Origin of the sequence: Clostridium sp. MD294 (assembly GCF_000364165.2) — a bacterium.
Lineage (GTDB): Bacteria > Bacillota > Clostridia > Lachnospirales > Anaerotignaceae > Coprocola.
In genome coordinates this window covers 155,872-182,095 of record NZ_CP097810.1, presented here as the reverse complement: position 1 = coordinate 182,095, position 26,224 = coordinate 155,872, and the positions used below count along the sequence as shown (strand labels likewise).

At 29.3% G+C, this 26,224-nt stretch carries 32 protein-coding genes and 1 other RNA gene; 19 read left to right on the top strand and 14 right to left on the bottom strand.

The window, feature by feature from the left end; translation table 11 throughout:
- Positions 1-5 precede the first annotated feature (5 nt).
- Positions 6-467 (top strand): GNAT family N-acetyltransferase, encoded by a 462-nt coding sequence (locus C820_RS00930; RefSeq protein WP_004036173.1) that lies wholly within the window; start codon positions 6-8, stop codon positions 465-467.
- A gap of 434 nt (positions 468-901) precedes the next feature.
- On the top strand, positions 902-2,080 hold the full coding sequence (locus C820_RS00925; protein ID WP_004036174.1) for a pyridoxal phosphate-dependent aminotransferase: 1,179 nt from the start codon (positions 902-904) through the stop codon (positions 2,078-2,080).
- Between the two features lie 104 nt (positions 2,081-2,184).
- Here C820_RS00925 and C820_RS00920 read toward each other — a convergent pair whose 3' ends face one another.
- Together C820_RS00920 and C820_RS00915 are read right to left on the bottom strand one after the other, a co-directional pair.
- Positions 2,185-3,147 carry an RpnC/YadD family protein gene (locus C820_RS00920; RefSeq protein ID WP_004036175.1) on the bottom strand — a complete coding sequence of 321 codons (963 nt, stop codon included), beginning with the start codon at positions 3,145-3,147 and terminating at the stop codon, positions 2,185-2,187.
- Between the two features lie 300 nt (positions 3,148-3,447).
- Positions 3,448-3,660: a helix-turn-helix domain-containing protein gene (locus C820_RS00915; RefSeq protein ID WP_004036176.1), complete on the bottom strand. Its 213-nt coding sequence runs from the start codon at positions 3,658-3,660 to the stop codon at positions 3,448-3,450.
- A gap of 150 nt (positions 3,661-3,810) precedes the next feature.
- Here C820_RS00915 and C820_RS00910 point away from each other — a divergent pair, with 150 nt between their 5' ends.
- The gene (locus C820_RS00910; protein WP_004036177.1) at positions 3,811-4,101 is read left to right on the top strand and encodes a DUF6809 family protein; all 291 of its coding nucleotides are present in this window, start codon (positions 3,811-3,813) and stop codon (positions 4,099-4,101) included.
- Between the two features lie 14 nt (positions 4,102-4,115).
- Positions 4,116-4,322, top strand: a complete 207-nt coding sequence (locus tag C820_RS00905) for a hypothetical protein (protein ID WP_004036178.1) — start codon at positions 4,116-4,118, stop codon at positions 4,320-4,322.
- A 63-nt stretch (positions 4,323-4,385) separates the two neighbouring features.
- Here the strand turns inward: C820_RS00905 and C820_RS00900 are convergent, their stop codons facing one another.
- Together C820_RS00900 and C820_RS00895 are read right to left on the bottom strand one after the other, a co-directional pair.
- The gene (locus C820_RS00900; RefSeq protein ID WP_502799859.1) at positions 4,386-5,273 is read right to left on the bottom strand and encodes an MBL fold metallo-hydrolase; all 888 of its coding nucleotides are present in this window, start codon (positions 5,271-5,273) and stop codon (positions 4,386-4,388) included.
- A 60-nt stretch (positions 5,274-5,333) separates the two neighbouring features.
- A complete protein-coding gene (locus C820_RS00895) occupies positions 5,334-6,281 on the bottom strand; it encodes a class II fructose-bisphosphate aldolase (protein ID WP_004036181.1) in 948 nt (315 codons plus the stop codon).
- A gap of 141 nt (positions 6,282-6,422) precedes the next feature.
- On the opposite strand from C820_RS00895, the gene lspA reads away from it, so the two are divergent.
- Together lspA and ssrS are read left to right on the top strand one after the other, a co-directional pair.
- Entirely contained in the window at positions 6,423-6,899 is a 477-nt protein-coding gene (gene lspA, locus C820_RS00890) for a signal peptidase II (protein ID WP_004036182.1), read from the top strand.
- 83 nt (positions 6,900-6,982) lie between these two features.
- Positions 6,983-7,173, top strand: a non-coding RNA gene (gene ssrS / locus C820_RS00885) — 6S RNA.
- 60 nt (positions 7,174-7,233) lie between these two features.
- Here the strand turns inward: ssrS and C820_RS00880 are convergent.
- Both C820_RS00880 and C820_RS00875 read right to left on the bottom strand, forming a co-directional pair.
- Positions 7,234-7,467 (bottom strand): helix-turn-helix domain-containing protein, encoded by a 234-nt coding sequence (locus C820_RS00880; RefSeq protein WP_004036183.1) that lies wholly within the window; start codon positions 7,465-7,467, stop codon positions 7,234-7,236.
- A gap of 15 nt (positions 7,468-7,482) precedes the next feature.
- Complete coding sequence (locus C820_RS00875; protein ID WP_004036184.1) at positions 7,483-7,716, bottom strand: helix-turn-helix domain-containing protein; 234 nt, start codon at positions 7,714-7,716, stop codon at positions 7,483-7,485.
- 233 nt (positions 7,717-7,949) lie between these two features.
- On the opposite strand from C820_RS00875, the gene C820_RS00870 reads away from it, so the two are divergent.
- The 4 genes from C820_RS00870 (at position 7,950) to C820_RS00855 (ending at position 12,800) form a co-directional block, all read left to right on the top strand.
- Positions 7,950-8,447: a helix-turn-helix domain-containing protein gene (locus C820_RS00870; protein WP_004036185.1), complete on the top strand. Its 498-nt coding sequence runs from the start codon at positions 7,950-7,952 to the stop codon at positions 8,445-8,447.
- Between the two features lie 117 nt (positions 8,448-8,564).
- Positions 8,565-11,006 carry a SpoIID/LytB domain-containing protein gene (locus C820_RS00865; protein ID WP_004036186.1) on the top strand — a complete coding sequence of 814 codons (2,442 nt, stop codon included), beginning with the start codon at positions 8,565-8,567 and terminating at the stop codon, positions 11,004-11,006.
- A gap of 150 nt (positions 11,007-11,156) precedes the next feature.
- Entirely contained in the window at positions 11,157-11,426 is a 270-nt protein-coding gene (locus C820_RS00860) for an ACT domain-containing protein (RefSeq protein WP_004036187.1), read from the top strand.
- 15 nt (positions 11,427-11,441) lie between these two features.
- Positions 11,442-12,800, top strand: coding sequence for a PFL family protein (locus C820_RS00855; protein ID WP_004036188.1), 1,359 nt, complete (start codon positions 11,442-11,444; stop codon positions 12,798-12,800).
- Between the two features lie 80 nt (positions 12,801-12,880).
- Here C820_RS00855 and C820_RS00850 read toward each other — a convergent pair whose 3' ends face one another.
- Positions 12,881-13,384, bottom strand: a complete 504-nt coding sequence (locus C820_RS00850; protein WP_004036190.1) for a helix-turn-helix domain-containing protein — start codon at positions 13,382-13,384, stop codon at positions 12,881-12,883.
- A 161-nt stretch (positions 13,385-13,545) separates the two neighbouring features.
- Between C820_RS00850 and C820_RS00845 the strand changes: the two genes are divergently transcribed.
- Positions 13,546-13,860, top strand: a complete 315-nt coding sequence (locus C820_RS00845; protein ID WP_004036192.1) for a helix-turn-helix domain-containing protein — start codon at positions 13,546-13,548, stop codon at positions 13,858-13,860.
- A gap of 34 nt (positions 13,861-13,894) precedes the next feature.
- Here the strand turns inward: C820_RS00845 and gpr are convergent, their stop codons facing one another.
- The gene (gene gpr, locus C820_RS00840; protein ID WP_004036193.1) at positions 13,895-14,896 is read right to left on the bottom strand and encodes a GPR endopeptidase; all 1,002 of its coding nucleotides are present in this window, start codon (positions 14,894-14,896) and stop codon (positions 13,895-13,897) included.
- Positions 14,897-15,126: 230 nt separating this feature from the next.
- Here gpr and rpsT point away from each other — a divergent pair, with 230 nt between their 5' ends.
- Positions 15,127-15,387: a 30S ribosomal protein S20 gene (rpsT, locus tag C820_RS00835; protein ID WP_004036194.1), complete on the top strand. Its 261-nt coding sequence runs from the start codon at positions 15,127-15,129 to the stop codon at positions 15,385-15,387.
- A 148-nt stretch (positions 15,388-15,535) separates the two neighbouring features.
- Here rpsT and C820_RS00830 read toward each other — a convergent pair whose 3' ends face one another.
- The 5 genes from C820_RS00830 to C820_RS00810 are packed head-to-tail and all read right to left on the bottom strand — an operon-like array spanning position 15,536 to position 18,113.
- Entirely contained in the window at positions 15,536-15,835 is a 300-nt protein-coding gene (locus C820_RS00830; RefSeq protein ID WP_004036195.1) for a helix-turn-helix domain-containing protein, read from the bottom strand.
- A 26-nt stretch (positions 15,836-15,861) separates the two neighbouring features.
- Complete coding sequence (gene ybaK / locus C820_RS00825; protein ID WP_004036197.1) at positions 15,862-16,341, bottom strand: Cys-tRNA(Pro) deacylase; 480 nt, start codon at positions 16,339-16,341, stop codon at positions 15,862-15,864.
- A 14-nt stretch (positions 16,342-16,355) separates the two neighbouring features.
- On the bottom strand, positions 16,356-17,405 hold the full coding sequence (locus C820_RS00820; protein ID WP_251855619.1) for a hypothetical protein: 1,050 nt from the start codon (positions 17,403-17,405) through the stop codon (positions 16,356-16,358).
- Positions 17,336-17,704, bottom strand: a complete 369-nt coding sequence (locus C820_RS00815; RefSeq protein WP_251855618.1) for a hypothetical protein — start codon at positions 17,702-17,704, stop codon at positions 17,336-17,338. Before C820_RS00815 ends, C820_RS00820 begins: the two co-directional genes overlap by 70 nt.
- On the bottom strand, positions 17,697-18,113 hold the full coding sequence (locus C820_RS00810) for a DUF6762 family protein (protein ID WP_004036199.1): 417 nt from the start codon (positions 18,111-18,113) through the stop codon (positions 17,697-17,699). Before C820_RS00810 ends, C820_RS00815 begins: the two co-directional genes overlap by 8 nt.
- 265 nt (positions 18,114-18,378) lie before the next feature.
- On the opposite strand from C820_RS00810, the gene C820_RS00805 reads away from it, so the two are divergent.
- Together C820_RS00805 and C820_RS00800 are read left to right on the top strand one after the other, a co-directional pair.
- Positions 18,379-19,098: a lysophospholipid acyltransferase family protein gene (locus C820_RS00805; RefSeq protein WP_004036200.1), complete on the top strand. Its 720-nt coding sequence runs from the start codon at positions 18,379-18,381 to the stop codon at positions 19,096-19,098.
- Between the two features lies 1 nt (position 19,099).
- On the top strand, positions 19,100-20,233 hold the full coding sequence (locus C820_RS00800; protein WP_004036201.1) for a TlpA family protein disulfide reductase: 1,134 nt from the start codon (positions 19,100-19,102) through the stop codon (positions 20,231-20,233).
- 142 nt (positions 20,234-20,375) lie between these two features.
- Here C820_RS00800 and spoIVA read toward each other — a convergent pair whose 3' ends face one another.
- Positions 20,376-21,857, bottom strand: a complete 1,482-nt coding sequence (spoIVA, locus tag C820_RS00795; RefSeq protein WP_004036202.1) for a stage IV sporulation protein A — start codon at positions 21,855-21,857, stop codon at positions 20,376-20,378.
- Positions 21,858-22,150: 293 nt separating this feature from the next.
- On the opposite strand from spoIVA, the gene C820_RS00790 reads away from it, so the two are divergent.
- From C820_RS00790 to C820_RS00770, 5 genes are read left to right on the top strand one after another with little or no spacing between them, the layout of a single operon-like run.
- Complete coding sequence (locus C820_RS00790; protein ID WP_004036204.1) at positions 22,151-23,791, top strand: biotin/lipoyl attachment domain-containing protein; 1,641 nt, start codon at positions 22,151-22,153, stop codon at positions 23,789-23,791.
- A 26-nt stretch (positions 23,792-23,817) separates the two neighbouring features.
- Positions 23,818-24,519 carry a YggS family pyridoxal phosphate-dependent enzyme gene (locus tag C820_RS00785; protein ID WP_004036208.1) on the top strand — a complete coding sequence of 234 codons (702 nt, stop codon included), beginning with the start codon at positions 23,818-23,820 and terminating at the stop codon, positions 24,517-24,519.
- A gap of 55 nt (positions 24,520-24,574) precedes the next feature.
- Complete coding sequence (locus C820_RS00780; RefSeq protein ID WP_004036210.1) at positions 24,575-25,111, top strand: cell division protein SepF; 537 nt, start codon at positions 24,575-24,577, stop codon at positions 25,109-25,111.
- Positions 25,112-25,133: 22 nt separating this feature from the next.
- The gene (locus C820_RS00775) at positions 25,134-25,412 is read left to right on the top strand and encodes a YggT family protein (RefSeq protein ID WP_004036211.1); all 279 of its coding nucleotides are present in this window, start codon (positions 25,134-25,136) and stop codon (positions 25,410-25,412) included.
- Between the two features lie 20 nt (positions 25,413-25,432).
- The gene (locus tag C820_RS00770) at positions 25,433-26,218 is read left to right on the top strand and encodes a YlmH family RNA-binding protein (RefSeq protein WP_004036212.1); all 786 of its coding nucleotides are present in this window, start codon (positions 25,433-25,435) and stop codon (positions 26,216-26,218) included.
- Positions 26,219-26,224 lie beyond the last annotated feature (6 nt).

The window sequence follows — 26,224 nt, the reverse complement described above, 5'->3', positions numbered from 1 at the left end:
ATAATGTGAAAAAAACAGTGTTAAAAAAGTTGCGACATAATCCCCAACTTGTTCTAGAAGCTGCAAAATGGTTTTCAGAAAAGTGGGATATCCCTAAACAGGAATATGAGAATAGTATGAAACAATGTATTTGTCAAAAAAGTATAATACCACAATGGTATGTTATGATGAATGAATATAATGAAATAATAGCAGGTGCAGGAGTAATAGAAAATGATTTTCATGAATATAAACATTTAAAACCAAATTTATGTGCTTTGTTTGTAGAGGAAGAATATAGAAAAAAGGGCATTGCAAAATGTATATTAGATTTTGTGATAGAAGATATAAAAAATATGGGTATTAAAAAATTATATTTGGTAACAGACTACACAGCATTTTATGAGAGATGTGGCTGGAATTTTCTTTGTATGGTAAAAGATGAACAAGAAATATTGGAAAGAATGTATGTATTTCATATAGTATAAATTTTGAAGAAAAAACTTCAAAAATAAAAAAAATGAAATAAAAATATACTATTTATTTGTTTTTATTGCTAAAAAAAGATAAATATTTCACAACTTTGTAATTTATTTTATTCATAGCCACTAGTTTTAAATAGATAAAAAGTATTTTAATAAGTAATGAAATAATAATAAAACAATATTTTTATAAATTTTGATAAAAAAAATAGTACTGTATACTATTTAAAAATATAAAAAATAAATATTTTTCGTCAAAATCATATTTATCTATTGCTTTTTATAGTATTTTATTGTATGATATTTCTATAAGAAAAAAGAGTGTTGAAAAAATAACACTTTTCTGCAAAAAGAAATAAAGTAATAAAATAAAATGCAACAAAAGCAAAACAAAACAGTATCTATGTGATAATTTTATGTATTGAAAGGATTGATTTGCAATGAGAAATTTTATCGCAAAACACGTTGAAGAAATGCCACCTTCTGGTATTAGAAAATTTTTTGATGTTGCTGCAACAATGGAAGATGTTGTTTCATTAGGTGTTGGAGAACCAGATTTTAAAACTCCAGAACACGTTAGACAGGCTGCAATCGACTCTTTAAAAGAAGGTAAAACAAGATATTCTTCTAATCAAGGTATGCCTGAATTAAGAAAAGTAATTTCTGATTATCTTGACAGAAGATTTCATACAAAATATGACCCAGCTGACCAAATTCTTTGTACAATAGGTGCTTCTGAAGCAATTGATATTGCATTAAGAACAATTATTGAACCAGGCGACGAAATTCTTGTTGTAGAACCTTCTTATGTTTCCTACAAACCAAGTATTACATTGCAGGGTGGTGTACCTGTTGTTTTAACAACAAAAGTAGAAAATGAATTTAGATTGACAGCAGAAGAATTAGAAGCTGCTATCACACCTAAAACAAAAGCATTGATTTTCCCATATCCAAATAACCCTACAGGTGGTATTATGGAAAAAGCAGATTTAGAAAAAATTGCTCCTGTTTTAATTAAACATGACATACTTGTTATTAGTGATGAAATTTATGCAGAACTTACTTATGGCGGTTTAGACCACGTTTCTATTGCTTCCATTCCTGGAATGTATGAAAGAACAATCGTATTGAATGGCTTTGCAAAATCTTTTGCTATGACAGGCTGGAGATTAGGCTATGCAGCAGGCCCTAAAGATTTAATATTAGCTATGAATAAAGTTCATGCTTATGTTATTATGTGTGCTCCTACAATGAGCCAGTATGCAGGTATTGAAGCATTAAAAGACCCTGTACAATGCGATAAAGACGTAGCAGAAATGAGAGCATCTTATGATGAAAGAAGAAAATACTTAATCGGTGAATTTAATAGATTAGGTATGACTTGCTTTGAACCAAAGGGTGCATTCTATGTATTCCCATCTATACAGTTAACAGGTTTGACATCTGCTGAATTCTGTGACAAAATGTTATTTGAAGGTAAAGTAGCGGTTGTTCCAGGTACAGCATTTGGTGACTGTGGTGAAGGATTTATTAGAATTTCTTATGCTTACTCTATGGACGAATTGAAATTTGCTATAAGCAAAATCGAAGCGTTCTTAAAACAAATTGGAAAATTATAATAATTCATTTCTTTTTTTACTTCTTATAAATAAGGACATACCTTTCGGTATGTCCTTATTTGAATTAAAATATTGAAAATAAAGAAATAGCTTTTTTGTAATGATTACATTAATTTTTTAATTTGTTCAATAGACAAACCTGTTGCTTTTGATATGATATTAATATCTTTAACATCTAGCATAGCAAGTAGGTTTTTAGCAATTTCAATTTGTTTTTCTTCTTTTCCTTCTTCTTTTCCTTCTTTTCTTCCTTCTTCTTTTCCTTCTTTTCTTCCTTCTTTTCTTCCTTCTTTTCTTCCTTCTTTTCTTCCTTCTTCTCTTCCTTCTTCTCTTCCTTCTTCTCTTCCTTCTTCTCTTGCTTCTTCTTTCCAAATTTTTTTTGCAGTATCCATATCAAATTCTGTAAATAGCATATTTATCACCTCGCTTGCATTTTCTTGTAAAAATTCTTTCATTATGTTTTCATTGATACAAATTTTTACAGCATTAATAATAGCATCATTCAATTTTAAGCCTTTTTCTAAATAAGTTTTTACAACTGATATAAAATAGCTATATTCTTTTAAATATTGACATTGTTGCATAATAGTATGGTTTTTCTCATAGTTAATATTGATAACTTTTATGTTTAATTCCAGTTCTGGAGGGTTTTGTGCTACTAGAAAGGCATCTGATAGTTTTAGTGTTTTTTCTTTAGGATAGTTTCTAGTGCCATTATATAATACATAACAATGAGGAGTTGGTATTTTCTGTAAAGTACTTCTATAAATAATATTTCTGTCAATCAATTTTTCGTATTCTCTGGCAATATAAAGTAAACAACGTAAAGGCATATTATTATTAATAGTACTTTGATGCTCTATGAGAAGTATAAATTTGTTATCTATGGTAAAGCAAATATCATTTTTTTGGTTCATAAAAAGTACATCTTCTAATGTAATGATGTTTACTTCAGTTTCTTCTCCATAATTGGTATTTTCTAAAGCATTGTAAAGTAATCGAAGTTTTTGCTCATCTGAAAAATATCGTGTAAAAACAGAGTCCTTGTATTTCTTATTTGTGTTCATTGTTTCACCTCTTATTGTTATTATATAAAAAAAGTACTATCATTGCAATGATTATAAGAAATATAGAATTTATAAAAGTAAAAATATAAAAGAGAAAAAAAGGAATGTCTAGAATGAGTAGATTTATTAGTGTTTTCCATTAAAATTTTAAAAAGCTTGCGAAAGTTTGAAAGCAGAGCTTTCAAGATTTTTTACTCCAAATGTGCTTTTGAAGGAGAGGAAGGAAGCGATAAAGAAACTTTTCACAAGTGAAAAAAAGTTTTTCTTTTTTTAATAGGTTTAAAAAATATATAAAATTTATTAAAAAATATTATCATCTTCAAAATGTTCCATAATATCTTCAACATTACAATGTAGAATGTTACAAAGTCTGTCTATTGTGTTCACTTCTATATTTTTATTATGGCGTAATCTATCTAATTGAGAACGATTTATATTGTGTTTTGTATAAAGGTCATATTGTGTAATTCCTTTTTCTTTCATAGTTATCCATAAACGGTCATATTTTATCATTTTTATTCCTACTTTTTTCAAAATAATACTTGCATTTTATTAATTATCCTTGTAAAATTGATTTAATAATAGTGTTCGTATAATGACACTATTTATTGAATGAGTTATAATAAAAAATAGATAAAATATATTTTTGAAAGGAATATTATTATGAAAACTATATTAGAATTATTTTCACAAGACGAAATAAAAGTTAATTCGAGAAGCTATGAATATAGCAAAGAGCATTTAAAAATATATGAAAGGTTAGAAGAATTAGAAAAAATGATAATAGAAAAATTAGATGATGAAGGGCAAAAATTATTTGATGAGTATAATAATATAACAAGTGACTTACGAGGTATTATCAGAACAGAGGAATTTATATATGGCTATCAATTAGGTAGTTTAATGATGATAGATGTTTATTCTGTTTTTTATTCTCCAGCATTTAATGAATAGAAAGGTATGGTTTTATGGACAAAAAAGAGCTAGCAATTTGTGACGAATGTGGAAGTGAATTTTTAAAAGAAAGTTCTCATATGATAAATTTATGTCCTGAATGTGCACATTATTTATATGGTTATACAAATTGTAAGCACATTTTTGAAAATGGAAAATGTATTTATTGTTATTGGAATGGAAGCGAAAGCAATTATATAAAATGGTTGAAAAATAACTAAATTGAATAGTATAAGGGGAAACTTTTTTCACTTATGAAAAGTTTCCCCAGACAAAATATAAATTTATTCTATGGTATGGAACAAAAATCTATTATCAACAATTTCTGTTGTTAATTTTTGTTCGTCTATTAAATAAGACAAATAGGAACGTATAGTACTACCTACCAGAACATACTGGCTTGCGTCCATTACTAATTTATAATGGTCAAATACTTTTTTGAGCAATTCTTCTGCTGTAGAAGGTGTTTTACAAAGTGATAGCAAGAGTTCTATAATTTCATAAATTTTTTTTCTATTTATTTCTGCAAGTGCAGCAATATTTTCTGTAGTTTCTGTATGAGCAGGTATATACAGTTTTCCTTGTAATGTGCTAATATAATCTAATGTTTCCAAATATTTTCTAACATCATATATAAATGAAATATGATATTTATTTAATATTGCTTCACTAGAAACACAATCTGCTAAAAAATAAATGTCGTCAGGTGTTTTAAAGCCAATCATATCCCAAAAATGTCCAGGTAAATAGAGTATTTCAAAACCTTCAGGTAAACAAGCATTTTTAATATTTTGTGTTTGACTTGGCTGTGCCATAAGAAATTTATGACGTAAAGCAGCAAAAGGATAACCGCCATAAAGAAAAGAAGGCTCTAGTATAGTATTTTCTGTTACTATATTTTCCATAGGTGTAGAATAGATGGTACAATGAAAACGTTTTTGTAAAAATTGGTTGCCTCCAATATGGTCTGCATTAGAATGTGTGTTTAATATTGCTTTTAAATTCCAGTTTTTTTCCTCTAATATTTTTTTGATTTTTCTGCCTGCATCTTTATCATTTCCGCTATCAATAATATAAACACCGTCTGTATCTTCATAAACGCCTATTTTTGCAGGACATTCTATATAATAGGTATGTTCTGCTACTTGAACTAATTCGTACAAAAATATCATATCCTTTCAAAATAGAAAACCCTATGAACAAATTCACAGGGTTTTTATTATTATAAAAAATTATTTCATAGAGTCAGTAGCACCGAGTACGTCTTTGATTTTCATTTCAACCAATTCTTGAATTAATTTTCTTGCATCACCACAGTAACCTCTTGGGTCAAATGCTTCTGGTTTTTCGCCGAAGCTCTTTCTAATAGCTGCTGTCATAGCAAGTCTTAAATCAGTATCCATGTTAATTTTGCAAACTGCTTTAGAAGCTGCTTTACGAAGCATTTCATTAGGAACGCCTTTTGCACCGGCAATTTTTCCGCCGTATTTGTTACAAGTTTCAACAGAAGACTCGTCAACAGCAGATGCACCATGGAGTACAATAGGGAAATTGTGTATACCAGCTGCTTCTAATTTTTCTGTGATAGTGTCTAAACGGTCAAAATCTAATTTTGCTTCTCCAGCAAATTTATAAGCACCATGACTTGTACCAATTGCAATAGCAAGAGAGTCAACACCAGTACGTTTTACAAAATCAACAGCTTGGTCTGGGTCTGTGTATGTTGCATTAGCAGCATCAACTTTTACATCGTCTTCTACACCAGCTAATTTACCTAATTCAGCCTCTACTACAACACCATGAGAATGAGCAAAGTCAACAACTTCTTTTGTTTTTGCTACATTTTCTTCATAATCATAGTGAGAACCGTCAAACATAACAGATGTAAATCCAGCTGCGATACATTCTTTTACTGTTTCGATGTCTGGGCCATGGTCTAAATGTAAAGCAATATCAATGCCTGTTTCTTGTACGGCAGCATCAACCATTGCTTTTAAGTAAAGAGGACCAGCATATTTTAAAGCACTTTTGGAAACCTGCAATATAACAGCAGAATTTTGTGCTTTTGCAGCATTTACAACACCTTGTATAATTTCCATATTGTTGATGTTGAATGCACCTACTGCATAATGTCCCTCAAAAGCCTTTTCAAACATTTTTTTTGTTGTAACTAAAGCCATTTAAAACACCTCTCTCTTTTTATTTAAAAAATTTTGAATAAAATACCTTCTACTAAATTATAATACAGCATTTTGTTTGTGACAAGAGTTTTTAGCATTTTTTATAAAAATATGATATACTTTAACAGGAGGAGATGAAGCATGGACTATTTTATTATAGTAGCATTAATAACGATAGTAGATAATTTAACGAAAAAAATGGTATGCAAAAATATAAAAGTGGGAGAGAAAAAAGAAATTGTAAAAAAACGGCTTTATTTCTGGCACATAAAAAATAAAGGTGCAGCATATAATAGTTTTGAAGGTCATATAAAAGCAATAAAATGTGTTTCTGTAATTAGTATGATTTATTGTGCTTTTCAGATAGGTAAAAGTAATAAAATCAATAGCATTGCTTGTAGTTTATTATTAGGTGGAGGATTAGGAAATTTTATAGAAAGGGTAAAATATGGAGAAGTAACAGATTTTATTTATATTAATAATCAAAAAAAATATAAAAATGTTTTTATGAATAAAATAATTCAAAAAAGTACGCCAATATTTAATGTAGCAGATGTTTTTGTGGCATTAGGAGCAACCATATTTATTCTTTCAGCAATATTACAAAAAGAAAAATAAAATTTTATATCACTTAGGTATTGTCATATTGAAAAAAACATACTATAATATATACTGTAAAACAAATAACTACAATATATTTTAAATTCCTGAAGTGTTCGACACTCCTGCCGTATTTGAACCTACATGACTTAAACGGGATTCCTATATGCAAAAGATATGCCAGGCCTCAACATAATTCCCTTTGGGCAGAGGAAGGCAGAGTCTTTGCTGCGGTTGCCCACCTGGCGTAGGCTAGGTGTCAAGAGGTGGGAACCGGCATTTTGGGATTAAAATTTTGTACTCTATTATCTTTTTAGATAATAGAGTATTTTTTTGTTCTTAGTAAAAATGTTTATTTATCATCAAATTCTAAAAATTTGGCTGGTGAAATGTGAAAAACATCTGCAATAGTAAATAATGTTTTTAATGAAATTGGTTGGACAACATTTGGTGTTTCAATTTGAGATAAAGAATTAACACTTAGATTTATTTTTTCAGCTAATTCTTCCAAAGTAATATCATTCTTTTTACGATAATATGCAATTTTTAGCCCAATTTGAATATACCTATTGTCATATTTATCCATACAATTTTCCTCCTATCAATCATCATCAAATTCTAAAAATTTAGATGGCGGAACATGAAAAATATCCGCTATAGTAAATAATGTTTTTAATGAGATTGGTTGAGCAACACTTGGTGTTTCAATTTGAGATAAATAGCCAACACTCAAATCTATTTTTTCAGCTAGCTGTTCTTGAGTAAAACCATTCTTTTTGCGATAGTATGCAATTTTTAATCCAATTTGAATATATCTACTGTCATATTTATCCATGTAATTCACCTCTTTTTTATTTTATATGATTGACTTTAAGAGGTGAATAATATACTATATATATTATTATATATGTAATATATAGATAAATATCTTACGTATTGAAAACAATAAATATATTTTGTGTTGCACTTACTAAAATCTCATAAATATAATAATACATTAAAAATAATATTTGTACAGTGTTAAAAGCAAATTGTAACTATTTATAAATATATATAAGGGGGATTTTAATGTTAATGAAATTTAGCGAAAGATTAAAAGAATTAAGAAAAGAAAAAGGATTTACACAAAAAGCACTTGCAAGGCGTTTAAATTATGGTTATACAACAATCGCTAATTATGAAAGAGGAATAAATAGACCTAAATTTGAAGATTTAATTAAAATAGCCGATGTTCTTGATACTTCTATAGATTATTTGTTAGGAGTTTCTGATATTCGTTATGAAATGACACCATATAAAATGATAGAAAAAAAGATATTAAAAACAGCAATACAAAATGATATAAATTTGGTAGCTATGGATAGATTGATTATATGGTTTGTATATCAAACATTAAAAAAGAATTATTCAGATGAAATACAGAAAAATAACTTGCATAATGATAAAGAAGCCATGAAAAATATAATGCAATCCGTAGAAAAAAAGTGTTGTGTAGAATTTTCAGAAAGATTTTACTATTTTATAAGAAATGACTTGATTAGAGATGCTGTAATGTCACAAATATGAAGTATAAAAAGACCTTTCATATAGAAAGGTCTTTTTTATTAGGAATAAATTTATTCTTTTGGAATAAAATGATAAAAATGGTACAAGTCTTTGCAAAAGAGGAAGGAGAATAAAAACATGAAAAAAACAACTCTTTTATTTTGTATTGCTATGCTTTTATTAGGAGGCTGCAAAAGAGAAAATGTACAATCTAGAGAACAGCCTATGCAGTCGCCCAAAACAGGTACATTACTGCAAATAGAAGGGGCAAATGTGGGGAGATTTGGAGATGATGTCCCTGTAACAAGAGGAGAAATGGCGAAAATGATAGCATTATCATTTTATACACCAGAAGAAATAGCAGAAATGAAAAATAATATTCAATTCAATGATGTGAGTGTGGAAGATTGGTATTATCCCTATATTAATGCAGCTGTAATAGCTGGCTATCTTTCAGGAGAGGGAGAAAGCTTTTTACCAGAAGAAAATGTGACACTAGAACAAACACAATTTTTAATCAATCGATTAAATCCAGATAATGAAACAAAAATTACAATAAATGATGAAAATAAAAATAAAGCAGTAGCATATAGTCTATGGTTAGAGTTGTTTCAAGAAGCATTAAAAGGCAGAAGAGCAGAAGATAGTTTATACTCTTATGGTATACAACCTAGAGAGCAAGTTTTATTAGATACAGCAGATAATGGTACAATATTGTTAATGGAAGATGGCATATTTACAGCAACAGGAAGAGATTTAAAACCTTTAAGAAATAAAAAAATAAAAATATTAGAAAAAGATAGAGAAGTTGTTGCAATAGAAGAAATATTAGAAGAAAGTCCAATCATACAAAATGCTTATTTTACCACTACAAAAGATGGTGTGGAAATTGATACAGGAGATGGCATAAAATTATATGAATATGCAGATATAGAAAATTTGCCACAAAGTGGTATAGCAGATATACAAATAGAAGGAGATAGTGTTGTTTCTATCACACCATTAGAAAATGGTGGAAGTGATATAATTAAAAAGGCAACAAATAGTAGTATAGAATTGCAAAATCATGGTGTTTTAGAATGGGCAGAAAATGCAAAAATATATGAAGAAAATGATGGTGTTGTAACAAGAAGACCTATAACACGTTTGATTAGTGGTACAGATATAGCAGATTATTATTATAAAGATGGAAAAGTCGCAGCAGCTGTAATAACAAGAGAGGCAGTTCCAAATAATATTAGAGTACTTTTGAGCAATACAGGTTATACAGGTTATAATCAAAAAAATATTATATTGACAGCCGACAGGCCTTTTACATTGCAAGGAGGAGATGTTATAAAAACATTTCAAGCAGGAGAAGAAGTTACATTGACACCAGAGAATGATATGGGACTTTTTGAAAATAATAGAGTGTATGTTACAACAGAAGATGATGGACAATTTACAATAAAAAGTATTTCAAGAAATGGTGTTTCTCCACAATATAGGGGAACTTTAGAGTTAGAAAAAACAGCAGATGGATTTACAATAATAAATGAAGTACCTTTTGAAACTTATTTGAAGGGAGTAGTACCTTTTGAAATGCCTGTTAGTTTTGGATTAGAACCTTTAAAAGTACAAGCTGTTTCTGCAAGAAGTTATGCTTTTAATCAATTTTTTGCTAATCGCTATAGTGATTATGGTGCTCATGTAGATGACTCTACAAATAGCCAAGTGTATAATGGCAGTCAAACACAACAAATTTCAGATAGAGCTGTAGAAGAAACGGAAGGTATGGGAGTAACATATGGAGATAAAGTAGTAAATGCGAATTTTTATTCTACATCAGCGGGTGTTACAGCAAATTCGGGAGAAGTTTGGGCAGCAGATAATGGAAAAACATTTCCCTCTGAAAATAAAGGGTATTTAATTAGTAAAAAACAAGGATTAACAGAAGAAATAGGAGATTTAACAAAACAAGAAAATGCAGAGGCATTTTTTAAAAATTGGGAAGTGCAAAGTTATGACAGTGCTTCACCATGGTTTCGCTGGAAAACAACATTGCCAAAAGAGGTAATTGATGATATTAATGCAAGAATACAACAAGTATACCAGTCTAATCATAATTTGGTGGAAGTATTGCAACAAGATGGTACATGGAAAGTAGCAGACCCTTCTAATTTAGGAAAAATAAAAGATATTACTGTTTCACAAAGAGGAGAAGGAGGAAATGCTATGTTTTTGACAGTAACAGGCGAAAATGGTACTGCACGTATTAAAACAGAGTATGCTATTAGGAATATATTAAAGCCTGTAAAAGCAGGTGAAAATGATGTGATATTGCAGTTAAAAGATGGTAGTGAAAAAATAAACTATGCCATATTGCCAAGTGCTTTTATTGCTATAGAACAACAGAAAACACCAGAGAATGAATTAGAAAGTATTACAATATATGGTGCTGGTAATGGACATGGTGCAGGTATGAGCCAGTATGGTGCTATGGGTATGGCAGAACAAGGATTTGATTATAAACAGATATTAGAACATTATTTTGATGGTGCAAAAGTGCAAAGAATTATTAATGCAGAACAAGATTTGTAAAAAAAGGCCTTGAAAGTGTATACTTTCAAGGCTTTTTTAGAATTTTTATAAAAATAAAAAATCTTTTTTTGACTTTCTATTGCAAAAAAGTGATTTTATGTATACAATTATTTTGTAAAACTGATGTGATAAAAATAAAGGAGGATATACATGAAGGGTATTATTACAGTGTTAGGAAAAGACCATGTAGGCATTATAGGAACTGTTTGTACATATTTATCACGAAATAGTATTAATATTTTAGATATTTCTCAAACCATTGTAGGTGGTTATTTGAATATGATGATGATTGTAGATTTATCTGCGGCAAAAAAAGAATTTACTGTTTTATCAGATGAACTTGTAGAATTAGGCAAGGACATGAATGTTATAGCAAAAATGCAGCATGAAGACATTTTTAATTGTATGCATCGTGTTTAAGGAGGGAAATCTTTTGTGATTACAAGAAGTGAAGTTTTAGAAACAAATCAAATGATAGAAGAAGCAAATTTAGATGTGCGTACTATTACTATGGGTATTAATCTTATGGATTGTGCTGATGCTGATATTGATAAGTTTAATGAAAAAGTGTATCAAAAAATTACCACTTGTGCAAAAGACTTAGTAAAAGTAGGAGATGAATTAGCGAAACAATTTGGTATACCTGTAGTACATAAAAGAATTTCTGTGACACCAATTGCTATTGCAGCAGCAGGTTGTAAAACAGATAGTTATGTTAGTATAGCACATACTTTAGATAGAGCAGCAAAAGCAGTAGGAGTAAATTTTATAGGTGGATTTTCTGCATTAGTACAAAAAGGTTGTACAAAGTCAGATGAAATTTTAATTAATTCTATACCACAAGCATTAAAAGAAACAGATGTTGTTTGTTCTTCTATAAACATTGGTACTTCTAGAAATGGTTTAAATATGGATACTGTAAAAAAAATGGGAGAAATTATACTGCAAACAGCAGAATTGACAAAAGAACAGGACTGTTTAGGCTGTGCAAAATTGGTAGTATTTTGTAATGCAGTAGAGGATAATCCATTCATGGCAGGTGCTTTTCATGGAGTAGGAGAAAAAGATTGTGTCATTAATGTAGGAGTAAGTGGTCCTGGTGTAGTAAAAAAAGCATTAGAAGAAGTAAGAGAAGCTGATTTTGAAACACTTTGTGAAACAATAAAAAGAACAGCATTTAAAATTACAAGAGTAGGACAACTTATTGCACAAGAGGCAGCAAAAAGATTGAATGTACCTTTTGGTATTATAGATTTATCACTTGCACCAACACCATTAATTGGAGATAGTATTGCAGAAATTTTTCAAGAAATGGGATTACAAGAAGCAGGTGCACCAGGTACAACAGCAGCACTTGCTATATTAAATGATAATGTAAAAAAAGGTGGTGTTATGGCATCATCTTATGTAGGTGGATTAAGCGGTGCTTTTATTCCTGTCAGTGAAGATCATGGCATGATTGTTGCAGCAGAAAAAGGTGCCTTAACATTAGAGAAGTTAGAAGCTATGACTTGTGTTTGTTCTGTTGGTTTAGATATGATTGCTATACCAGGTGATACTTCAGCAGCAACGATTTCAGGTATTATTGCAGATGAAGCAGCCATTGGTATGATAAATAATAAAACGACAGCAGTGAGATTGATACCAGTAATAGGAAAAAAAGTAGGAGAAAAAGTAGAGTTTGGTGGACTTTTGGGTTATGCACCAATTATGCCTGTAAATACTTATAGCTGTGAAGGATTTATAAAAAGAGGCGGAAGAATACCAGCACCAATACACAGTTTTAAAAATTGATGTTATTATTTTAGCCTTGAGAGTATAACTTTCAAGGCTATTTTATATCACAATATATTTGACTAGATATTGATAAGTTACTATTGTAAATAAAATTGTTTTAATTCGTTTTGAATTTGTGTTAGTATAATTTTTCTGAAAGAATTATCTTTTAAAAAAATATAAAATCTTTTTGAAAATTCAACATAACATTGTTGTTCTGCATTGAGTAGTATTTTATTAATTTGTTCTTGATTTAGGTTTTTTGTGTGTAATGAACTTTTTGATGTATTATATAAAAAACAAATAATTAATTTGTCCATAAGTGTTAGCTCCATACCTTTTTCATACGTTTTTTTTGCAATATTTTCTTGTAGTATAGTATCTTGTGTCATGTAATGTTTTACATCAGAAATGCCTACTAAATAATCTAAAGATACACCAAAGATATTTGCTAAACGTATTAAATCATTTATTCTGGGTTGATTTCTGCCATTTTCATAATTTGCAATAGCAGTATAACCATAATGAAGTATAGAAGCAAGTTCTATTTGTGTTAAATTTTTTTCTTTTCTTAAGTTTTTTAATCTGTCTTTAAATTCCAAAATAATCACCCTTTCTGGTATAGATTTAGGAATGACTGTTATTTAATTTTATTATAAAATAAATAGATAAGAAACACAACTATAATTTAGTAAAAACTAAAACTTTAATTAGATTATAATTTGATGTAGTATATAGCATAATATTTATAGGGGTATATACTATGAATATTGCAAAAAGATTTCAAACAATAAGAGAACAAAAAAAGATTAGTGTTTACAGATTATCAATTCTTTCTGATATTTCAGAAACTCATATTCACAAAATAGAAAAAGGTATCAGTCAGCCAAGTATTTATATTCTAGAAAGACTTTTGAGCTGCATGGGAGTAACTTTAGTTGAATTTTTCAATAATGATACAGAAGTTTTTTATCTGAATGATATTGAAAAAGAACTTGTATACCATTTTCGTACATTAACAGAAAAACAAAGTTATATTGTATTAGAACTAATAAAACAAATGAATATTTCTAAATAATATTTTTTGTTTGTGTTTGTGTAATGTAAAATATTTAGTAAGTAAAGCGATTTATATCTTCCATAGTGATACCAGGTTGTAGTGCTATATTAATAGCATTTGCTATGATGTTTGCAAGACGGTCTACTACAGCGTCTACTTCTTTTGGTGTAACAAACATATTGCCTACGTATGGGTTTAATATTTCTACAATAAGTTTATATTTTTCATCTGTATCCATAGACTGAAGCATTTGATAAAAAGCACTGCCTTTTTCTGTTTGAATAATCATTTCTTCTAACATTCTGTCCATGGTATCGTTTATTAGTGTTGCAGCATCTACAACAGTAGGTACACCTAATGCTAAAACAGGAACACCAAGTGTCTGCTTGTTCAATGTCATTCGTTTATTTCCTACACCAGCACCAGGTGCGACACCAGTGTCAGACATTTGTATTGTGCTATTGATTCTGCTAAATTTACGAGCAGCTAAAGCATCTATAGCAATAACTAAATCAGGTTTTAATTTTTCAACAACACCTTTTATAATTTCACCTGTTTCAATTCCTGTAATGCCCATAACTCCTGGACTAAGTGCTGCAACACTTCTGACAGATTGTTGCAGTTCTTCTGGAAGTACACCTTCTAAATGACGTGTAACAAGTATTTTGTCAATTACTTTGGGCCCTAGTGCATCAGGAGTAATATTCCAATTTCCTAAACCAACAACAAGTATAGTAGATTTTTCATTTAGATTTGTTAAATCGTTGATATGGTTTGCAACAACTTTCATCATTTCTTCGTGACTTGTAATGTCATTTTCTTTTAATAATTCTGATTCTATTGTAATATAATTTCCTATAGGTTTTCCCATTGTTTCACTGCCTGTTTCATTTAGTATTTGAACATGAGTAATTTGACAGATGTCTGTCTGTTTTGTTTTTACTTTCACACCATCTATTTCTTGTGTATTTTGTTGTTCTTGCTGTGCAAGTTCTCTTGCTTCAATTGCTAAGTCTGTTCTAGGACTAAAATTCCATGCTATATTTTTTTCCATAATGCTGCCTCCTATATTAATTCCTTTTTGCCATTATTTTTACCTTGAATTTTAAATATATACATTGACTTATGGATTGCTTTGGGTTAAAATAGATGGTGTTGAATTAATCACAGATGTGTCGGAGCATAAAAAATTGCTTTTGTGGTTAATAGAAGTGTAAAAAGTGATATTCCCCAAAATATCCAAATTATTAAAAAAAAAATTATAAAAAATAGGAGGAACAAAAATTGGCAAATATTAAATCTGCGAAAAAAAGAATTAAAGTCATCACAAAAAAGACATTAAGAAATAAAATGATTAAATCTCAAACAAAAACAGCAATTAAAAAAGTATTAGTGGCTGTGAATGCAGGAGATAAAGAAACAGCAACAGCAACATTAAAAGGTGCTGTATCTGCTATTGATAAAGCATATTCAAAAGGTGTTTATCATAAAAATACAGCAGCTAGAAAAAAATCTAGTTTAACAAGAATGGTAAATGGATTGTAATATTAATAACACAATAATAAAAAAAGAATATCAAAAGATATTCTTTTTTTATTTAAAAATATAGTAAAAGTAATACTTTGTAATATTTCTATTATTGTGTGTTTTTTTCATACAAAAATACGTGTCAACAAAGCTGACACGTTGTTATTTAAAAATCAATTTGTTTTTGCAATGTAAATATATTTCTAACACCACCATCAGAACGTTTTTCTTGCTGCAATGATATATAACCACATTTTACAAGAAGCTGAAAGTGAGTGCGATAAACCTCTTCTGTCATATTTAAGTCTGCAATAATTTTGTCTTGAGGAGGAAAAAGAGAAGCTTTCCCTTCAGAAAAACTACAGAAATAGGCATAAATTGATTTTGAAAGGGCAGAAAGCCTTCTGTCTTCCATAATCAAACGAGGAATGTATCCATATCCCTTTTCATAAATATTGTGACGCATTATCAGCCCTCCTTTTTCATGAAATATTAATTTGTATCTTTTGTAATATCTGCTTGTTTTGCCTGTATAAAAGTAATTAATGTTTCTGGAGAAATCAGTATTTGCTGACCTCTAATGCCTGCACTAACTGCAATTTGTTCAAAAAGTATTGCAGTTTCATCAATATAGGTAATGTACTTTTTTTTCATACCAATAGGAGAACAGCCTCCTCTTATGTATCCTGTGAGTGGTAATAATTCTTTCATATGTGTCATTTCAACTTTTTTGTTACCTGAAACAGAAGCTGCTTTTTTTAAATCCAATTCTAAATGTACAGGTATGCAAAAAATAAGTATACCTGTTTTATCTCCTTTTGTAACAAGTGTTTTAAAAACTTGTTCCGGAGGTAATCCAATAGCTTTTGCAGCATGAACACCAGAGAGATTATTTTCATCGTATTCATATTTTGCTGTATCATAAGAGATATGATATTGCTCTAATAAACGCATAGCATTTGTTTTTGTCATAAATATTACTTCCTTTATTCATCTAATACAATAAATGTAGGTGCATTTTTGTTATTTAGCTGCATAGATTGTATAGCATCTGAAGCAGATTGTACTTTTTTAATGTCCCAATCATCATTTATTTTTTTGCCTAAATAATGTTCGTTGCCATAAAGTATAATATAACAATAATTAGTAGTGCCACAAATATAACGCACTTGACTTTGTTGCTCTATCATTTCATAAAAAACCATATTTTTTAATACATCTGAAAAATCTGCTTTCATATCGTTTTTATAAAAATATACATTATAAGGTGGTAATAAAGATAAATTAAAATCAGGTAATATACTGTTGACAGCAAAATATAAATTAGATTGTTTATCTAAATTATTAATTGCTACTTCCCAAAAACCATCTTTGTTAACTAATACATATTGTTTGATATTATTAGGAGCATTTTGAGTAGAGAATGTAACAACAGCATATTTTTTATCCATTCTAATATCTCTAACATAATATTTATCATAATTTCCTTCATAAACACGTATAAAATTTAATATTCTTTCGTATTCCTCCATTTCAGGAGAAAGTACATTTACACTACCATGATAAGCGTCATATTGCTTTAAAAGTCTGGAATAATCTTCTTCTGAAATACTTGCTATTTTGTCTGTGGAAGAAGAAAGCATTATTTTGTTTCCAGAAGGTTGTTTGATTGCTGTAAAAATGCCTATGTTTAGTGAAGAAGAAGGCATATCAATATCAATATAATTTGCAATATCACAACCATTTATTAAAAGAATGTCACATAAAAATTCAGAAAAATCTTGTTCTAAAAAACCGTTATTTTTTAAATAGTTAGTAGTAATATAACAGTCATTACTACTGCTATAAAGTTTTCCGCCTTTGCTAAGTAATGTAAAACGGTTTCCATTATTTTGATAAAAAGTTGTTGCAGCCTCTGCTACTGTTTTTAATTTTGTCCAATATTGATTATTTGTTTCTCCCCAATTTAAAAAAGGGGGAGATTTCGTTTTTTCTGTTGGAGCAGAAGAAGCTTGGTATTCTGTTTTTTCTGGCATTTCTGCAGTTTGTTCTTCATTTTGATTTTGATTTTGTTGCTGCTGTTGTACTTCTGTTTGGTACTGGTTTTGTTGTTGTGTTTGCTGTTGTGTTTGTTCTGTATTTGGTTTTGTTGTTGTGTTTGCTGTTGTGTTTGTTCTGTATTTGGTTTTGAAGGAGTACTTTCTTCAATAATCACCTGTTGAGATTGTTTAGGTGATTTTGGTTGTACAGAGGAAGTTTCTACTATAGTATCACAACCAGTAAAACCCATAAGAAGTACAATAAAAGCAGAGAAAAATTTAAAAATTTTATTCAATATAATCATCCTTTTTGTCTGCTATAACTTCATATACAGAATTTAATTCTTTTTGATGTGCTTGTAATATCAAATGTAATTTTTGTTCCATTTGGTGCTGTTGCTGTAAAAAAGGAAATGATACAAGCCAAACAGGATTATATTCTTGTTCCAATTCTTCTATTGTATCTACAAAAGGCTTTACCGTTTCTGTATCATAATAATCTAATATGGCATTATATTCCCAATCTGATACATCTTTTTCACAGGTTAGTTTTAAAAAAACAGTAATACTGTTTTGCTCGTCTTCTTCAGCATAGATGTTTAACATAATATTGTGCTGTTCTCCTAAATGATAACAGCCTAATTCTTTTTCTAAAAAGCCAGTTTTTTTATCTTTCAGCATAATAACAATAACAGTTTCGTCCATTGTAACCCTCCTTATTAAAAAACAGCTCAAATTGATAGACTGTTTTGTGCTGCATTATTAATGTAAATTGATACATTAATGTATTTTTTTATTATAATACGGAATGAACAGAAATGCAAATAAAAGGCAGATAGCTTTATAAAATTGAAAGTATTTGCTGTAAAATAATTTGGCAAAAAGTGCTTTTTTTTCGTAGTGTTTCTGTATATAATAGTAATGTTGTTTATTGCTTGAATAATAAAAAAAAGAGAGAGGACTGTATAATATGTTGCGTACAATAAAGTGGTATTTTAAATTTGTTTTTTGTCTTATGTGGAAATCTATTGATGCAAAAAAAGCAGACAAGATATTAAAACAAAAAGGAGAAAAAGCTTATAATGAATATGTTTATAATGTTGTTTCCCGCTGGGCTATGGCAAGAGTAAAAGATAGTGGTGCAGAAATTAAAGTATATGGAAAAGAAAATATTCCAAAAGATAAAACAGTGCTATTTGTAAGTAATCATCAAAGTGATTTTGATATTGCGATATTTTTGGCTATGCTTCCAGAAAAAAAAGAGGGATTTGTGGCAAAAGTAGAATTGGAAAAAATACCTTTTTTAAGTGATTGGATGAAAAGAATACATTGCATTTTTTTAGATAGAAAAGACATAAAACAATCTGCAAAAACAATATTAGAGGGTGTGAAACTATTAAAAAGTGGGCATTCTATGGTAGTTTTTCCAGAAGGTACAAGAAGTAAAGGAGAACAAATAGGAGAATTTAAAGCAGGTAGTTTTAAATTGGCAACGAAATCAAAAGTGCCTATTGTGCCTGTTACAATAGATGGTTCTTATAAAATAATGGAAGGAAATCGTTATCGCATTTGTCCTGCAAAAGTCAATGTGTATGTTCATAAACCCATTGAAACAGCAGAAATAACAAAACAAGAAGAAGGAAAACTACCAGAAATAGTTGAAAAAATAATTAGAGAGGGAAAAAAGTAATATGAAACAATTATTAAATAAAATAATAATATTTTGTATATTGATAGGAGGAGTAATAGGCTGTAGCACTACACAACAAACACAGCCACAAGTTTCTAAAACACAAGAAAAAACAGAAAATTATAAATTGTCTGCTTTTTCTATGCCAATACAAACAGAATATGTGTATGATTATTTGGGTATGCGTTTTCAATTAGGAGAAGAAGTTAATAAAGCATTAGAAGAAGGAAAACTGTTTATGTATCTTGATGCAGGATATGAGCAAAATACACAAGAATTAGCATATGCTCGCCAAGCAGTACTGTATGTACCAAAAGAAGATAGAGAAAAAATATGGGAAAATGATGCACAACAAATAAAAAATTGGAGAGAACAAGCACAAAAACTTGGTTATATTGGTGTATATAAAAGAAGTGTTTTGGAACAAACAGATATTTCTGAATTAACGAATTGTACAGAAAATAAAAATATAGGAGAAACACCTGACGGTACATGGCAATATTATATTAGTAGTAATAACATAGCAGAAGTACACATAGCAGCAGAAAGATTTAGTAGAACACTTGTAACAATATATGATATGGTACCATTTACACAAGGAGTAAGTATATTTGCAGAACAAAGAAAAATAGAGCAAAATATGGGAAATTTTCAAACAACAGATATTTATGGAAATACTGTTACAAAAGATATTTTTGCAAATTATGATTTAACATTAGTAAGTGTATTTACAACACAATCTACACCATGTTTACATGAAATGGTAGAACTAGAAAAAGTTTTTACAGATGAAATAGTGAAAACACAATCTGTTAATGTTATTGGTATTTTGTATGATGCTTCAGAACAAAAAAAGGAAGAAGTAATAGAACTAGCAAAAACGATACAAGAGGAATTAAATATCACATATAATATTATTGTGCCAGATAGCGTTTTGATGGAAGGAAGATTAAAAGGGGTAACTGCTTTTCCTGAAACATTTTTTGTAGATAGACAAGGAAATATTATAGGAGAATATTATTTAGGTGCAAGACCTAAAGAAAATTTGATTGAAATCATTCAAAAAGAATTAGAATTTTTAAGGGGAGAAAATAGTGGTGCATCGGAAGAACAAGCAACAACAGGGGCTAACTAAAAAAGAAAAGATAGGAATATTTTTAATAATAATAGGAATAGTACTTTTGTTGTATAGCATTTATTGTATAAAATGGAGAGTAATATTTTAAAAATTTTTAATATTAAAACAAAGGACAATGCTTTTGCATTGTCCTTTTATACTATAGTATGATACAAATTAAGCCGCCACTACCTTCATTGACAATTTTTTGTAATGTTTCTTGTAATTTTAGCTGAGCCTCTTCAGGCATTCTATAAATTTTGTTTTGCATACCATCACTTACCATAGATTGTAATGTTCTTCCAAATATATTTAAGTCCCATATTTTTTGAGGGTTAACATCATAATCTTGTATTAAACTGTCTATAAATTCCTTAGATTGTTCTTCATTTCCTATAATAGGAGATACTTCTGTTTCAATATCTGCTTTAATCATATGAATAGACTCACCTTTTGCTTTTAATTTAATACCAAAACGAGAACCTTGTTTAAATACTTCAGGTTGTTCTAATTTAATTTCTTCAAATACAGGAGATACTACACCGTAACCTTTTCTTTTTACGTCATGAAGTGCACACTCTATTTTATCATATTTCTTTTTAATATCAGAAAGCATTTTGATGGTAGAAATTAGTTGGGAGTCATTTTCAATAGGCATATCAATGGTTTCACTTAATATTTTATAAAATAAACTGTCATCTACTGACAGTGCAATGTCAATAGCACCTTCTCCTAACATAATACCATCAGTATATGCTTTTTTTATGTATTCATTTTGTTCTAAAGTGTTTAGATTTTCTTTTACATCTGTCAACTTTTCAACAGCATTCATTAAATTTTTTAAACTTGTTATAATACTTTGTTTTAGCCAATGATTTTCTTCTAATGTTTCAATCCATGTAGGAAAATGAAGGCGTATCTCTTTCATAGGAAATTCGTAAAGTACCTTTTCTAATATTGTTTTAATATCTTCATTTTTTAATTGAGCACAGTTAACAGGCAATACAGGAACAGAATATTTTTCTGCTAATTCTTGTTGTAATGAAATAGTATCATCGTTATAAGGTCTTGCAGTGTTTAGTAGTACAACAAAAGGCTTTCCAATTTGTTTTAATTCGTTAATTACCCTTTGTTCTGCATCTTCGTAATTATCACGAGATAAATCTGTTACAGAACCGTCTGTTGTAATAACAATACCTATAGTAGAATGGTCAGTAATTACTTTTTTTGTTCCTAATTCTGCTGCTTCTAAAAAAGGAATAGCATCTTGTGACCAGGGAGTGTATACCATACGAGGGACATTTTCTTCTTCCATATGTCCCTCTGCTTCTGGTACAATATAGCCTACACAATCAATCAAACGTACTTTTAAATTGACATCATCACCTACTGTAATAGCAACTGCTTCATTTGGTACAAATTTTGGCTCTGTTGTCATGATATTTTTACCTGATGCAGATTGAGGTAATTCATCTTGTGCTCTTTCTCTTGCATAGCTGTTTTCTATATTAGGTAATACAAGTAAATCCATAAAACGCTTTATAAAAGTAGATTTTCCAGTACGAACAGGACCTACAATTCCTAGATAGACACAACCGTCTGTACGTTCTGCAATGTCTTTATAAATATCAAATTGTTCCATAAAATAAACCTCCTTATTATATTAAAATAATGTATCCATACAATGCAGTATATGAAAAATAATGGAATGATATGCTTTAGTGGTATCATTATTTGTAATTTTAATGTAGAATTTTGTTTACAATAGATGTTGATTTGTGATGTTAATACTAATTTATTATAATAAGAAAGTGAAATAATATAAATACATTATAAATTAAGTTATAGTATTTCTATAATTTTGGGTTTACCTATGACAAAAAATATATTATAATGATACAATGCCTAAATGCGTAACGTTAAAGGAGGGTGTTTATGGCAGGGAATACTTCAAATAAAAAAAGAACTACAATACCGAAAAGAACAAGTACTCGAAAAAAATTATCATCAGTACAAAAGCAACAAAAAAATACAACACCAAAAAAAGTACAAAAATCGCAAAAGACAAATAAAGTAAAAGTGTCAACACAAAAGAATAAACAACACATTGCAAGAAAAATGCCAGCACCAAAAGGAAGTTATAAAGTATTTACTGTTATGATATTTTTATTTTTTACAATATATCTTTGTGGTTATATATGGGCATTTTTGAATAAACCATCTGTACCAGTAGAGATGGTGACATATGGAAGCATAGAAAGTGCTTCTAGTTTAAAGGGATTGATTGTAAGAGAAGAATATATTGTAACAAGTGATAGAGCAGGTATGCCAGTATATAATTTTTCTGAAAATGAAAAAGTGCCAAAAGGAAAAACGATATGTGTAATAAAAGATGAAGAAACTTCTTCTGCAATAGAAGATAAAATTGATAATATAGATAAAGATATTTTAAAAAGTTTACAAAAGCGAAGTGACCTTTCTATATTTCAAGAAGATGTTTCTCGTATTGAAAATAATATTACACAACTAATTAGTACTTATAATGGAAAATTTATGAATGAAAACATTATGGATATTGCTTCTTTAAAAAATCAAATTGCGGCAGAAATGGACCAAAGAACAGAAATTTGGTTAACAGAAAATATAGAAGGAGTATCTAATCTTTCTGAAGAAAAAAATCAATATGAACAGCAACTAGCTGATAGTATTTCTACAATAAAAGCAGAAAAAAGTGGATTACTTTCTTTTCAAATTGATGGTCAAGAAGATGTTTTAACACCAGAAAATTTAGATGCCATAGAAGAAAAACAAGTTTCTACACAAGTAACACCAAAATATCTTTCTAAAACAGGTGCTGTAGAACAAAATGAAGTGATGTTTAAAATTGTAACAAATAATAAATGGTATATCGTTTCCTATTTACCTCCAGAAGTAGTAAGTGGCTGGAATGAGGGAGAATTAAAATATTTATATACAACAATTAATGAAGAAGAAAAAAGATTTCCAGTTATAATAGAAACACTTTCTATTAATGAAAAAGAAGCTAGAGTAGTATTTAGTGCTACACAAGACATATTGAGTGTTATTGGGCTAAGAAATATTTCTTTCCGTGTACAAAGTACATCAGTAGAGGGCATTAAAATACCAAATAATGCAATTACAGAAAAAACAGTGTTAAAAATACCAATTAATTATATTGTTGAAAATGAAGGAGAGCAGGGAGTGTTTAAAGTAGTAAATGGAAAAAAAGAATTTATTACTTTACAGTTAACACGATATAGTATTATAGAAGGCTTTGGCTATGTGGTACAAGATTTTAGCAATTTAAAAGTTGGGGATACTGTAATAGAACCAGTAGAAGAAAATCCAAATACATATGCTATTAGTGAAGTAGAAACAATGAAAGGCGTTTTTGTAGGAAATAGTTCTATTGCAAAATTTACAGCAATTACAATTATAGGACAAAATGAAGAATATACTATTGTAAGTCCTGGTAGCAGTTCTTATGAATTACAGGCTTATGATACCATTGTTTCAGATGCGAAAAATATTGGAGAAAATCAAACATTGTATTAAAAGAGTTTCAGAAGGGAATGTAAAAAATGGACGAAATAAAACAAAATATAGCAGAAATTGAAAAAAGAATTGCAACAGCAGTACAAAAAAGTGGTAGAAAAAGAGAAGATGTTTTATTGTTGGCAGTAAGTAAAACAATTGATGTAGAACATATTAAACAAGCTGTAGATTGTGGACTAAAAGAACTTGGAGAAAATAGAGTACAGGAGATTTTAGAAAAATATGAACCTATGGGAAAAGAAGTTTGTTGGCATTTAATTGGACATTTGCAAACAAATAAGGTAAAATATATAATTGATAAAGTAAAAATGATACATTCTGTGGATAGTATTAAATTAGCAGAAGAAATTAGCAAGCGTGCAAAGCAAGCAAATGTAAATATGGATATTTTGGTAGAAGTGAATATGGCTGGAGAGGAAAGTAAGTTTGGTGTTTCACCAGAACAAACACTTTCTTTCATACAAAATATTGCTTTTTTAGACAATATTTCCGTGAAAGGTCTTATGACAGTAGCACCTTTTGTCGATAATCCAGAAGAAAACAGGGATTGTTTCAGAAGAATGAAACAATTATTGGTTGACATTAACAGTGAAAAAATTGATAATGTACATATGAACGTTTTATCAATGGGCATGTCTAATGACTTTGAGGTGGCCATTGAAGAAGGAGCAACTATTGTTAGAGTTGGAACCAATATTTTCGGCAAAAGAGTTTATCCTCAGAAATAAATAAAAAAAGAGGATAGTGACCAAAGTCAAATAAGATATGGGAGGAATTTGTAACGTGGCAAAAGTATTTGATAAATTAAGGGACTTGATGTTTGGCGAATATGATGACCCAGATTATGATGACCCAGATGATGACGAATATGAAGAGGAAGAAGAATATGAAGAACCACCTGCAAAACGTCGTACACCTTTAAGAGATGTAAATAGAAATAGAGAACCAGAATATAGTTCACCAAGCAGAAGAACTTCCTCAAGTAGCAGAACAAATCCTAATGTATATAGTATTAACACAAATGTACAAATGCAGGTAGTTGTGATACAGCCTACTTGTTATGAAGATGCACAACAAATTTGTGACCAAGTAAAAGCAAAAAAACCTGTTGTAGTAAATTTAGAACAAGTAGAATATCCTGTAGCACAGAGGATTATGGATTTTTTGAGTGGAACTTGTTATTCATTAGAGGGTAGCATACAAAGAGTAGCAAATAATATTTTTGTAATTGCTCCTGAAAATGTAGAAATTTCTGGTGAATTTAAAGAGGAAATCAAAAGCAGAAGTAGTGTCGTATTTCCTTGGGCAAGTAATAAATAATTAAGAAAGAAAGGCAGAATATATGCAGATACTATTAATACAAACAGTGAATACTTTTTTTAAATTACTAGAGTTTTTAATATTGGCTCGAGTGATATTATCATGGCTTCCTATTGGAAGAAACAATTCATTGGTACAACTTTTGTATACACTGACAGAGCCTATACTTTCTCCTATTAGGTCATTGTTAGATAAATCACCTTTAGGAGGTATGATGTTAGATTTTTCTGCATGGTTTGCAGTAATATTGCTGTATTTTGTTCAAATGCTCATAATTAGTCTATTAATGGAACTATTTTGACAAAAAAGGGGGAGTATTCTTTGCAAAAAGAACAATGGCTTAAAAAAATGCAACCCCAACAAAGACTTTTATTTGCTAAAGTATTAGATGCAGCACAAAGTAGTATGATACATCATAAAAAAACAACAACAGACTTCATAGATAGAGAAAAGAGTAGTATTTTTTTTGAAGAAGTAAAACAAATACAATATTTACAGGCAATGACTTTTGGAGGAAGTTCAGAAAGTGAAAGACGCATGATAGCATTTGCACCTGATAATATGGAATTAACAGAAAAAGATTTTCCTATAAAAGCATTGCACATTACTAAAAATAATAAATTTGGACAAGCAAATTTAAGTCATAGGGATTATTTAGGTTCTATATTAGGTTTAGGTATAGATAGAGCAAAAGTAGGGGATATTATTGTTTTAGAAGAGGAAACAATATGTTATATTCATGAGGATTTAGCAGAATATGTACAGATGACATTAGAATTTGTTTCTCGTACAAAAGTAAAGGTGTCTGTAAGTGATATTTTTGTTGTAACTTTACCTGAAAAAGTATGGAAATATCATGCTATGACAGTAGCATCATTGCGATTAGATGCTGTAGCAAGTGCAGCTTTTCATATATCAAGAGCAAAAGTGCAGCAGCATATTAAAAAAGAAATTGTCCAAGTAAATTGGAATACTGTAATAAATCCTTCTTTACTACTAAAAGAGGGAGATATGATTTCTATAAGAGGTTTTGGACGTGCAAAACTTTTTGAAATAGGTAATGTAACAAAAAAAGATAGAATTTTTGTAACAATAGGGCGGGAATGATACTGC